Origin of the sequence: Oceanipulchritudo coccoides, from assembly GCF_010500615.1 — a bacterium.
Lineage (GTDB): Bacteria > Verrucomicrobiota > Verrucomicrobiia > Opitutales > Oceanipulchritudinaceae > Oceanipulchritudo > Oceanipulchritudo coccoides.
Genome location: NZ_JAAGNX010000002.1, coordinates 369,089 through 380,573, shown reverse-complemented (window position 1 = coordinate 380,573; position 11,485 = coordinate 369,089). Strand labels below are relative to the sequence as shown.

The following is an 11,485-nucleotide window of genomic DNA, read 5'->3' as shown; positions in this document are numbered from 1 at the left end:
CTTCAATCCTTCTCCGGGATTTTCCCGCTAAAGAATACTTTTAGTAGTTTCCCGCGATTCAACAACAATGCCTTGAGACGATCCCGCTCGGCGACAAGGTCGGCATGCGCGCTTTCCAATTCCGACAGATGGGTTTGCGTTTCCGAAAGCACCGCATTGAGCTCGTCTTCCCGAATTCCCGCAGAAGCAATCTGTTCATTCAATTCAGCGACCTGTCGCTCAAAGGATTCAACGGATTTTTCCAAGGTGGATATGTAGGATGATTGACGGCCATGCTCCGTCTCCACGTCCGAAAGGCGGGCGCGTGTTTCAGAAAGCGCCGTGTAGAACTCCTTTTCCCGGGTCCCCGCAGAAATAATCTGTTCCTTTAGTTCAGTGATCTGGCTTTCCAGGGTAGCTATGTAAGAGAGCCTTACCTCTTGATCCTGGGCGATCATCTGCAACTGTTCCTTCAACGATTGCGCTTCAATTTTGTGGCGCTCATTCTCCGCCCAGAATTCATCAGACTGCTTGGTTTTCCAGTCCAGATCTCCCTGCAACTTTTCTGCGGTCTTTTCCAGCCGGGAAATGATCTCACCGGAATGTTCAGCCCGCCACTTGTATTCCTCCTTTTCTTTCCAGAACTTATCTGCCTGCTGTGTTTTGTAATCCAGGTCCGATTGAAGTTTGTTGGAGGTCTTTTCCAACTTGGAAAGCGTTTGGGTCAAGTTGTCTACCTGCCACTTGTAGCGTTCTTTTTCGCCCCAGAGCTCGTCTGCTTGACGAATCTTGTACTCGAGATCTGCCCTTAGTTTCTCAAAACTTTTTGGGGAATCATCTTCAATCCTCTCAATCACGAACTGGCGCTGCGTGTCAGAAAGGGATGACAGAAAACCCCGTTTCCAATTCGATCCACGGTAGGCCGCCATCAACGCATCACCCGTCAGGTCAGGTGTAACTGCTTCAACCAGGGGCTTGTATATCTCAATCCCAAAGCCATCCGAGTGAAGAATGGCCCCCCAGGTTTTGACTTCTTGCTGGCTGGGCTCCCGGAGGAGCCGGTTCAAGACCAGAAACAGGTAGCAATGCCCGCCGGATTCCCCTGTTTCAGGCAAACCATTCTCCAGAACAGTATCAAGAAACACCTTTGCACCCTTCCAAAGGCGTTCCTGCTGATCGATGGAAAACCCGCTCTTGAGGTATTTCGAAAAGTGCGGAACAACCTCGTCTCCCTCCGTATGGAAGGCCATCAAAGTGGGGAACGGGGCCGCATTCAAGGACTCCAGAAGGTTGACGGATTCTCGAATTAACCGGAAATGATCCAGCGGCTCGCTGAGATGCATGAAAAAGGATTTTATTTTAAGGTGGTCGGACCCCTTTAAAACCTCCCTCCATGTTCCAAAGAAATAGGCCTTCACCTGCTCCGGTTTGTCGAGACCGAGTAATCGACCAATAGGCCGAATACAGGATCCGTTCCAACCAATGTCGACAAAGGCGCAGTCTTCATGATTGTAACCGGCTTCCTTGAGCACATTGAGTGTGCCCGCGCGGTCCTCCGCAAACATCAATTCGAGCTCCGGCCTCAAGAGCCGGAATAGTTTTTCCAACTGGGCCTGATAGTTATCCTCAAGAAAGCGCCCCCCCATCTCGTTTGTCAGCACCTCCTCCGGATCATCAAATCCGGCCATCTTGATGAATTCCGTGAATGCCGATGAGTCCAGACCTGTACGGTCAATAAAATCCTTTACCCGAAGGGCAGGATTGGGAGTTGAAAGAAACTCAATCGCTGTATCGTCCAGGGTGAAGAAGGAGGCAAAGTTGAAGACCTTCCGAGAGGCGTGAAGATATGTGAACTCAATCTCCAGGTTTTCCTTTTTGGCAAGGATCTGCAGCGTCTTCTCCCAGTAATATCCATCCCGGCCAATGAGGAGTAGCTTGCGGACGCCATCCTTTCTCGCTTCTTGTATGACCCACAAGAGATAAGCCAGGTAAAAAGGTCCTGCCACCTCTCGGCCCAGTTTTGTGATGAGGTCCTCGCCGGTTGTCTCATCCAGCATCCCGAGCCGTGCAAGCTCACCCATGATGCGCGGACTGAGAAGGTCATGGGAATTGTGAATGTAGGGATCCACTTCGGCATACCAGGGAATATATCCAAACTCCCGCGACCAGTGGAAAGCCTGCCAGCCAGCGTGGACGGTCTTCAGGTAATCGCTGTGGAAATTATCTCCAACATGTAGAATCGATGCGGGTTTCACGCCCAGCTTTTCGACAACTTTTTCCTGAAGGGCTCCCTCGTGCTTGGAGGCTTGCAGATCACAGGATACGTACACCTCCGGGTCGGGAAATCCACAACCCTCAAGGATTTTCCGCATTGTATCCGTTTTTAGATACATGTCAGAAACGAAAATTACCCGCTGGCCGGATTCCTTCAGTTTCCTGTAATATTCAATCCAGCGCGGATCCCCGTAGAGATACTCCGCCTCAAGAGCCAACTCAAGGGCCATGAGATCTTTTGTTTGCTTCTTTTTAAGCCCACAAAGCTTTGCCACAAACGGGTAAATCTCATCAAGCGTGACTTCAGTCGAAATCTCCGGGCGAACTTCCTTTCTGGCAAGGGCCTCTGCCTGTTCCCGGGCAAGCGCATAGGGTTTCTCCGGCAGGCCCAGCTCGCTGACCGCCCGGGCCTCAAGGAATTTGAAAACATCCTTCGGGTGATGGCATCGCCGCTTGAGAACCGTGTCAAAGACGTCAAGGGAGAGAATCTCGAATTTAAAGTCCTTGCTGAAATCTGGTATCGGCCTTGGCGGCTTGGACTCTTCGGTACGCAGCTTGAACGGTATGGGGTCCGTCCCGTCCGGTTCCGGAAAATCCACTCCCTCAAGATCGCCCACCGCAACATCGGGATTCTCGAGGGCTTCCCGGTAGTAGGTGTTTTTCATCCGGTTGAGCATCTGGCGATGGCCCTCTCGGCCCCGGGTGACCGTGTTTCCATGGCTTCCATGACGCCAGTGGTAATAGGCGTGGAAAGTTGGTATTACGCCAATTTCAAAGTGTCGGAGAAAACGAAGATTGAAATCATGATCGCCCAGCACATCAAATTCCTGCCGGAATAATCCAATTTTTTCATGCGCTTTTTTTCGATACAGAAAAGCGATTGGGGCGAATATGTTGCGTTTACGCAGTTCTCCCAGGTTGACAAAGGCGAAGGGATAATAAGGGCGACGCTTCAATTCCTCGATTTGCCCGGAAAGTGTGATTTCCTCCATGATCTGGGTTGTCTGGGTAACAACCCCCTGCACCGGGCTTTCGGGGCCCTTTGCTTCGAGGAAGGAAACCGACTTGCTCAGGAAGTCGGTATACCAACTGTCATCGTCATCGTGGATCACCGCATAGGTGCTCTCGACTGCTGCCAACCCGGCGTTGGAAGCGTTTTGCATACCCTTGCTTTCCGCATGGTGCACCACCTTGACGCGACCGGCATACGCCTCCTTGTGGACCTCGACCAGCAGGTCAACGAGCTTTGGATCTCCCCCGTCATTGACGATCACATGAACCCAGTCCGTAAAATCCTGTTTCAGCACAGACTGCATGGCCCGCTGCAGAAAAACAGGCCGGTCCTTGGTACGGGTAATGATAGCAACTTGTGAGCGTGTCATTGTGGATCTTCCACGGATGGTGTGTTTAATTTTTTGTAACCGCTGAAAAACTCATCCTGCACCTTGCGCGTCTCTTCCTCGGGAACCGACTCCTCCTGCTTTTGCTCCTTCAAGTCCCGGATCTCGGCTTGCAGGGCCTGCACTTCGGCTCGAAGCGCTTCCTCCCTTGCAGACTGGGCTTTCTCAATGGTTTCCATGTAATGCTGTTCGGGTTGTTTACCTGCGACTACCTCGTAGTGATATTTTCCCCACCCGAGGACATTCGTAAACTTTCTTTGCAGTTCGCCGTGCTCGAAAAACAACTTGTTGTGGCGGCTGAAAAGATCCGTGTACTTGTGGGAAAGGGACTTTAATTCACTGGCGTAAGTCTGGGCACGGACAAAGTCCTTGAACCAGGCCTGACGGGATAGTGCGATCTTGTGGCCAAAGGCATCAGGAAGGGGTGCATCAGAGGCCAGAAAAACAAGGGAGTCGCTTGTTTCGGTTGTTTTTCCGAAATCAATTCTCGCCGCGTCCATTGTTTCGAAGGAGACCACGTCAGGAATTGACGACCCGGCAGAATCAACAATTGAAGCCAGGTGGAACCGCTGCTTGAGAATCACGCTGTTCTTAAACTCATTTTGAAGAAGCGTGCCCAAGCGTTGTTCATTGTATGAGTGGAGATGAAATTCGTTTTCCTCGTACAGGTCGGTCTCGCCGGGAACAGATCCAATGAACAGACCCTGCTCGCCCAGCAGTCTCTTGATTGCCGCCAATCCGGCCTTTGGGTCGGGAATGTGCTCCAGTGTTTCAAATGAAACAAGACAGTCCACCTGACCTGAAACCAGCTCGGGAACCTCCTCGATAAGTCCTTGTTTAAAGCTGACGCTGGGATGGTCCCAAAGCTCCAGGCAACGGTTAATCGTGTCCCCGTCGGAATCCACCCCAATGATCTCGGCTTCATTGTTCTCAGCCAACATGACTGTTCCAAACCCCAACCCACAGGCAATATCAACCGTCCTCTTTTTCTCAACCAATGGCCTTGCCCAGAGGTACCGCAACAAGTGGTCCACTGCAAATCGATCTTCCTCTTCAAAAGGGTTAACGCGTTCAAGTGCCATGAATTATCGAAAGGTGAATGGTGATGGAGGGTTAAAGATCCTCAGCAGTAAAACCACGCATGGGCAAAGGCGCAAGACCCCAGAATGTTTCCTGCCCCGTGACCAGAACCTTGGCACAATCCCAGATGCAGTCAAGATCTTGCCAGTCGTCAGCGGTGTGGTTAATCGCCAGTCCAATCACAAGGAGATACATCTGCGGCTTCAGATCGAGCTTGAACTCACAGGTAATGATTTTTCCCTGACCAGCGCTCTCAATAGCGACACTTTTTTCCTCATAGAAGGAATGATATCCTCCAATTAGCTGACCACTGCGGTCGCGAAATCCAAAACCAAAGTGAAAAAGCTCAATGGGTTCACGCGCCCTGACCTGGATCTTTACCTTCAGCCATTTGCCCGAAGGAATTCCCTCCTGGAGGTTGGGTTGGGTCCATACCTTCTCAATCGTGACTTGCTGGTTTCCGGTGCGCTCCTTGATCCTCAAATTCAATAACCACCACCCTGCTTCGTCCTTCACCGAGACCAGGTCGTCCTCGTCATCCTTGTCCTCCTCATCGGCGGGCTCATCCTTGTCGAGGAGGCGGCCCCCAACCTTCGCCCCCTTGCCGTGCAGGCGGTAATACAAGTTTGCGGCATCTGAAATATCTCCCTCAAAAGCCTTCCGTCCGTCATCAAGGACAATTCCCCGCCGGCACAAGCGCTGGATCATGAACATGTCGTGGGAAACGCAGATGAAGGTGTTTCCCCGCTCCAGATAATCCTCCAACCATCGCACGCACCGGGATTGAAAAAAGGCATCACCCACTGAGAGGGCTTCATCAATGATCAGGATTTCCGGATCCACCGCTGTAATCACCGCGAAGGCGAGCCGTAAGCGCATCCCGGAAGAATAAGTCCGGACAGGTTGATCGACAAACTCCCCGATTTCCGCAAAGGCAAGAATGTCCTCCAGCTTGTTCTCGATGCGTTTGCGTTCGAGCCCGAGCATCGCTCCATTGAGATAAATGTTCTCCATTCCCGTGAATTCAGGATTGAAGCCCGACCCAAGCTCAAGAAGCGCACAAAGGCTGCCATTCACCTGAACGGTTCCCGTCGTTGCCCGGAGGGTGCCCGCGATAATCTGCAGGAGAGTGGATTTGCCCGATCCGTTCCGGCCAACAATGGCCATGCTTTCGCCACGTCCAATCATTACATCAAGCGGCTCCAAGGCGTCAAACTGCCGGAATGTCCCGTGGCGCTTCCCGTAATTCCCCAGAAGGGCATCAAACATGACCGTCATGGATCCCAGGAATGATTCGCGGCCTTTGGCGGGAATCCGGTAAACCTTGGAAACATTCCTCAGTTGAATTGCATGATCATCAGGTGCGGTCATCTTGAAAAGAGCCGACCTAAACGCCTTGAGCAGCCAAAATCAATGATGAATAAGCCTTGACTCACCGGGTCCATGCCCAAACTCAAGGCTGATTGAATGCCGGATGAGTTCTTCCCACGCAAATACCGCCTCACGCTGGACCAATGTCGGTGAACTGCTTCGCCAGTTGACCGTCAGGGAGGTTGCTGAGACGATCAAGGGCAGCGCCCTGGGCATCCTCTGGCTGGTTTTTAATCCCATCCTCAGCATGTGCCTCTACCTGGTGGTGTTCGGCGTGCTTTTTGGCGGTTCGTTCGGGCAGGTGGAAAACGAATCCTCAATCAGCTACGCCATCGGGATCTACATCGGGCTCAGTATGGTAAACCTCGTCAACGAGACCATCGCCAAGTCCACAAATAACCTGCTCCGCAACAGAAACCTCATTAAAAAAGTCGTTTTCCCGCTCGAGATACTGCCCATTGTCCAAGTCCTCGGGACCGCCTTCAAGGTCGCGATAAATGCCTGCCTTTGGATTATCATGGGGCTTTTCTTTGGCTCTGTGCTCAGCTGGGAGATTCTTTACATGCCGGTCATTTTCCTGCCCATGATGGGCCTTGCGCTCGGACTTTCGGCCATGATCAGCGCCCTGAGCGTCTATTTCCGTGATCTTCAGCAGCTCACCAACGTCATGAGCCAGATTGTCTTCTGGTCCAGCGGGGTCTTTTACAGTTCCATCAAAGTCATGGAATTTCCCCAAATTTGGACCTTTCTCAAGTGGAATCCGGTTCTCCTGGCCACTGAGAATCTCCGGGCCATCGTGCTCTGGGGAATTGCCCCGGATCTGGTCCAGATCGCCTATTTGTACGGCTTTTCGGCCCTGTTCCTCGTCGGTGGGTTTTTCCTGTTTGCCCGGCTGAAAAGCGGATTTCCCGACTTTCTTTGAAAAATCTTGTGCATTTTCCCCCTTTCGGTTTAGATATTCAGACAATTTTTCCCGAAAAAGGTGCATAAATTGAAACACTTCGCGCATTTGCGTGTTTAACCTCACACATAACTGTAACTTCAAAACAAACCTAGTAACATATTATGAATACCATCAAAAAAATCGTCGCAACCTGCCTTGTCGGCGCGGTTGCTTTCTCCCTGAACGCCCAACCTGACCCGGGAGCCACCGTTGACCAAGACGGTAACCTCGTTCTCAGTGACGGCACAGTCATTGCCCCGCCGGCTGGTGAAGTCGTTGACGGCAATCTCGTTGTCGATGGAAACACCATCAATGCTCCTGTCGCTACGGTTAACGGAGACGGCAGCATCACGCTTGGTGATGGCACGACACTTACTGTTCCTGATCTCCCACAGGGTGGCGACTTCATCGTCAGCTGGTTCGGATCTGACTTCTTTGACTTTGATACAGGCCTCGCTGCCGATCAAAGCCAGCAGTACTTCAGCTTCACTTTGAAGAACATGTACCACTTTGCTGCCAGCAACTGGTTCTACGTTCTTGAGTGGGATGCTACTGTCTTCGTCGATCCCAACACGGGTAATCGTTCCCTCGCAACGGGTGTCTGGATGTATACCAACAACCTCTTCCCGGGACAAACCTCAGGTATCTGGTTCTTCGTCTCCGGCACAAACGGCTGGAACGACCTCCGCGATTCTGACGGTGACGGCGTGAATGACCTCAGTGACGGCGAAGCCGGCGCACAGGTCCTCGAAGGTTACCTCTACCTCGCAGACGCTTCCGGTTATGACGCCAATGGCGCTGGCTGGTTCTACTTCAGTGAGTTCGATGATTCCCCAACTGACCCGGGTAATTTCATCATCCGCCTCGGCGGTGGTGGCAGCTGGGTTGAGCTGACCGATCCGGTCCAGTAATTGGAACTGACATATTTAATCACAAGCCCCGGTGTCTGCCGGGGCTTTTTTTATGCCCCGGACAAGAAGAGCTTAGTCATTCCCGGGATTGAGTTTTTCGAGGTGTTCGGGCCTGTTGGTTTCAAAACTCATGTCCCGGTCTTCCGACAGATCCCTGAATAGACGCTTGTCCTCGACACGTTTGAGGAAAAGCCACCGTTTGCCATCCTTAAGGCTTCGCAGCTCGGGGTACCGGTCAGGATAAACCTCCAGCCAACCCAGCTGCGCATCAAGGATATGCAATGCCCCGTCATCATTCGGCTCAGGCTTGATGAACAGCCATTCGTGATCGGCGTGGTAGACCCAGGGAAACTTGTCATCGAGGAAATACCCAAACCACTCGACATACTGCCAGCTGTCATCCAGGTCACGAGTCTCCGGCAGTAGTTTTCGCGCGGCCTCCCGGGCGGGTGGATGCCTGAATTTCACTTCATGCTCCACCCCGGGCGAGGAGAACAATTCATCCACCTGCAAATGCCTGCGCGAAAGAACCAGCTTCAGGGAATAAACACCTGCCTTTGGCGGCATCGGGAGGATACCCTTTGCGGTAAAGGCACCCGACTCCGCCAACTGTAGCTCCTGCTCAAAAGAGGACTCAAACCCATCTCCCGAGAGAAGACCGGAAACACGCAACCAGCCATCGCCATTATTTTTCCCGACTGGAGATATCTCACTTCCAGGATCTGGCTGACAGGTCACATCCAGGGAATACCTTTCGCCAACGATGTAATCCCTTTCAAGTCCAACATCCGAGATACTGATGTTCTCAGGCCCTTCAAAAGAGGGAGCAGAGGTATCGTCAAGGGAGCGTTCCAGGTCCTGCTCAAATCGCTTGATCCAATCATCGTTTATTGAAGAACGCATCGGTTGGAATCCACTGGAGGCCTCGGATTTTGCCACCGGACTGAACTTGAGCCCCGCCCAGTTGAAAATACGCTCAAGCATCCCTTCCTTGTCCGCTATGAGCTCTTCATAGGACATCTCAAAAACATCAGCAGGATGGCTTTCGAAGAACTCCTCCCATAATTTTTCGGATCGTCGCCTTTCCTCAAATGCGTCCAATATTCCGAGGAAGGAATAAACCGGATTGATGGCAGGCCGCAATTCCTCCCCCCTGCGCTTCACCCATTGGCCCGTTTGCCGGGCCTTGTGGAGAGAAATGGCCTGGGCCACCTTATTCTCCCGGGAAACCCGGATAAAAGCCGGATTGGGAAATATGTGGCAGAGCTTCTCCATGAAGGTACCTCCCGGCACCTCCTTTGATTCGCCAAGAAGCTGAGTCAGTTGGTAAAACTGGGGAAACATCACCTTCATGGAGAAAAGGCCGGCCTGGCGTTCCCGGGCGGTCAACAACTTGAGAAAGGAGATGTAGTCCAAGCTGTCCTTGACCCCATAGGCCCGCTTTCTGGACTCCTGGTGGAACTGCGTGAGCCATTCTTCTGCGAAGGGCATCCCTCTCTGGTTGAGAAGATCCGAAAGGAGATAACTGCCGGATCTCGGGGTGGCGCAGATAATAATCGACTTCATCAACAAAGGAATCCAACCCCGCGGTCAGGGTTTCGACGGAGGGGTTGTGCCTGGCGGCAGGGAAGGAAGAAACTCGGGAGCCTGGGTGGCCGGATCGCCAACGGGTTCGGGAGGAACAAAACCCGGCGGAAGGGCAACCGGGGGATCCCCTGTTACGGGTCGCCTCGTTGAACGAATGGGCGGTCGCGGTACATTTGAAGATGTCCTTGAAGTCGGCCGGATGACATTTCTTGTCGAGGAGGAAGTCGTGCGGTTTGATGGCCGGATAACGCGGCGTCTCGTCGTATTTTGATTTGTGTTGGTTGGTCTTGCGGGTTGGACAGCGGCCGAGGGCTTGCCACTGGCTTGCGGAAGATCCTGCAGGGAAAGCCACTTTTCCTGATTATCGTAGGCAAGGAGCAGCTCATCCTTTTCCCGGTTGTATTCCTTGGGAAGCATCCCCTCCACTTCCTCTCCAATCCGGATCCAGTGGAATTCGTTCTTTCGGCGGTCCTTCAGCAGGACTTTTGTTGTACCAGAAAGTTCATACACCGCATGAAATTCAAGGTCCGATGGCGCTCCCGCAGCTACCTGCGCCTTGGGATCGCCCTCCTTGGGTGAAAATCCGGGCCATAGAAAGGGGCTTCGGTCAAGCAGGCTCAGGGCATATGCAGAACTGTCCAACGAGGTCAAAAGGACCACGGATAAAGCAAGGCTGAGGACGCGAACTCGCATGACCTGCTACTTTCTTACCCGGATGGGTGAATTTCAAACCTTCTTGAGGGATTTTTTGAGGACATCCACCATACGCTCCAGATCCTCAAAGGTGTGCTGGGCGGATACTGCCGTCCGGATCAAGTCCTTTCCCGGTGGGACGCCCGGCGGGATGGAGATAACGGTGAAAATATCCTCGTCCATGAGAGCTTTCCAGATCCGGTAGGCCCGTTCCTTGTTACCAACGATAATCGGCACGGCAGGCGTCTCGCTTTCCCAGATGTTCGCCCCGATCTGGTTCAACATGCGCTTGTAATAGCGTGTATTCTCCCAGAGGCGCTCCCGGTGCTCGGGCTCGTCCTGCAGGATATCAAGACTTGTCTTGGCCGCAGCGGCCTGCGTCGGGCTGATTGCCGCACTGAAAATAGTCTGCTTGGAATGGGAGCGAAGGTACTCAATAATCGTCTTGGATCCGGCAATAAAACCACCTGTGCTGGCCATGGACTTGGAGAGACTGCCACAGATGACATCGACATCATTCGTCCGGTCAAGGTAGCCAACCGTGCCCTGCCCCCGGTCACCAAGAACCCCGAGCCCGTGGGCATCATCCACGACGAAAAAGCAATTGAAAGGTCGGCAAACCTCGATCAGCTCCTGCAACGGGGCAATGTGTCCTTCCATCGAATAGACCCCCTCAACAACCACCATTTTCGGCCGGTCACGGTCTTCCGTGACAAGAATGTCCTGCAGGTCCGACGGATTATTGTGGGCAAAGCGCTCCACGTTCGCCCCGGAAAGGAGAATTCCAGACCAAAGGGAACTGTGGACATTGCGATCGACGAGAATGAGGTCACCCTTTTCGGCAAAGGTCGAAACCGCACCCATGCAGGCCAGATAGCCGGCGCTGAGCACCATGGCATCCTCTTTCCCAAGGAAGGCCGCCAGCTGCTGCTCCAGATCCCGGTGAAATGATCGGGACCCGTTGGCCAGTCGTGAGCCAGTCGTGCTGCTGCCCCACTTCTGCAGGGCCTCTTGCCCGGCCTGGATAACCCGCGGATGATTGCTCAGTCCAAGGTAATCATTGCTGCTCATCATGAGCATTTCACGCCCGTCAACTTGGATCCGGCACCCATTCTGGGAGTCGATGTGGTGATACCACGGATTGTACTTCAGGCGTGCTTTCGTCCCTTCATCCCGCTGGCAACGCTGCAGGATCGTGTTCTTGGGACGCAATATGTTTCCGATATCAAAAGGCATGGCGGCAAAAG

The 11,485-nt window shown here is 52.9% G+C and carries 8 protein-coding genes; 2 read left to right on the top strand and 6 right to left on the bottom strand.

Annotated elements, in window-relative coordinates; genetic code table 11:
* Positions 1–2: 2 nt before the first annotated feature.
* The 3 genes from G0Q06_RS07225 to G0Q06_RS07215 are packed head-to-tail and all read right to left on the bottom strand — an operon-like array spanning position 3 to position 6,104.
* Complete coding sequence (locus G0Q06_RS07225; protein WP_163963950.1) at positions 3–3,635, bottom strand: glycosyltransferase; 3,633 nt, start codon at positions 3,633–3,635, stop codon at positions 3–5.
* Entirely contained in the window at positions 3,632–4,735 is a 1,104-nt protein-coding gene (locus G0Q06_RS07220) for a class I SAM-dependent methyltransferase (RefSeq protein ID WP_163963949.1), read from the bottom strand. Before G0Q06_RS07220 ends, G0Q06_RS07225 begins: the two co-directional genes overlap by 4 nt.
* Positions 4,736–4,766: 31 nt before the next feature.
* Positions 4,767–6,104 (bottom strand): ABC transporter ATP-binding protein, encoded by a 1,338-nt coding sequence (locus G0Q06_RS07215; protein WP_163963947.1) that lies wholly within the window; start codon positions 6,102–6,104, stop codon positions 4,767–4,769.
* Between the two features lie 103 nt (positions 6,105–6,207).
* On the opposite strand from G0Q06_RS07215, the gene G0Q06_RS07210 reads away from it, so the two are divergent.
* A complete protein-coding gene (locus tag G0Q06_RS07210) occupies positions 6,208–7,026 on the top strand; it encodes an ABC transporter permease (protein WP_163963945.1) in 819 nt (272 codons plus the stop codon).
* 143 nt (positions 7,027–7,169) lie between these two features.
* Positions 7,170–7,958: a hypothetical protein gene (locus tag G0Q06_RS07205; protein ID WP_163963943.1), complete on the top strand. Its 789-nt coding sequence runs from the start codon at positions 7,170–7,172 to the stop codon at positions 7,956–7,958.
* A 72-nt stretch (positions 7,959–8,030) separates the two neighbouring features.
* On the opposite strand, the gene G0Q06_RS07200 is transcribed toward G0Q06_RS07205, so the two are convergent.
* The 3 genes from G0Q06_RS07200 to G0Q06_RS07190 are packed head-to-tail and all read right to left on the bottom strand — an operon-like array spanning position 8,031 to position 11,474.
* A complete protein-coding gene (locus G0Q06_RS07200; RefSeq protein ID WP_163963941.1) occupies positions 8,031–9,524 on the bottom strand; it encodes a Stf0 family sulfotransferase in 1,494 nt (497 codons plus the stop codon).
* Positions 9,525–9,548: 24 nt separating this feature from the next.
* A complete protein-coding gene (locus tag G0Q06_RS07195; protein ID WP_163963939.1) occupies positions 9,549–10,238 on the bottom strand; it encodes a hypothetical protein in 690 nt (229 codons plus the stop codon).
* A gap of 33 nt (positions 10,239–10,271) precedes the next feature.
* Positions 10,272–11,474 carry an aminotransferase class I/II-fold pyridoxal phosphate-dependent enzyme gene (locus G0Q06_RS07190; RefSeq protein WP_163963937.1) on the bottom strand — a complete coding sequence of 401 codons (1,203 nt, stop codon included), beginning with the start codon at positions 11,472–11,474 and terminating at the stop codon, positions 10,272–10,274.
* Positions 11,475–11,485: the final 11 nt, after the last annotated feature.

Bases quoted from the DNA above. Each gene is read 5' to 3' on its own strand.
- G0Q06_RS07225 (WP_163963950.1), bottom strand. From the start codon at position 3,635: ATGACACGCTCACAAGTTGCTATCATTACCCGTACCAAGGACCGGCCT.
- G0Q06_RS07220 (WP_163963949.1), bottom strand. From the start codon at position 4,735: ATGGCACTTGAACGCGTTAACCCTTTTGAAGAGGAAGATCGATTTGCA.
- G0Q06_RS07215 (WP_163963947.1), bottom strand. From the start codon at position 6,104: ATGACCGCACCTGATGATCATGCAATTCAACTGAGGAATGTTTCCAAG.
- G0Q06_RS07210 (WP_163963945.1), top strand. From the start codon at position 6,208: ATGAGTTCTTCCCACGCAAATACCGCCTCACGCTGGACCAATGTCGGT.
- G0Q06_RS07205 (WP_163963943.1), top strand. From the start codon at position 7,170: ATGAATACCATCAAAAAAATCGTCGCAACCTGCCTTGTCGGCGCGGTT.
- G0Q06_RS07200 (WP_163963941.1), bottom strand. From the start codon at position 9,524: ATGAAGTCGATTATTATCTGCGCCACCCCGAGATCCGGCAGTTATCTC.
- G0Q06_RS07195 (WP_163963939.1), bottom strand. From the start codon at position 10,238: ATGCGAGTTCGCGTCCTCAGCCTTGCTTTATCCGTGGTCCTTTTGACC.
- G0Q06_RS07190 (WP_163963937.1), bottom strand. From the start codon at position 11,474: ATGCCTTTTGATATCGGAAACATATTGCGTCCCAAGAACACGATCCTG.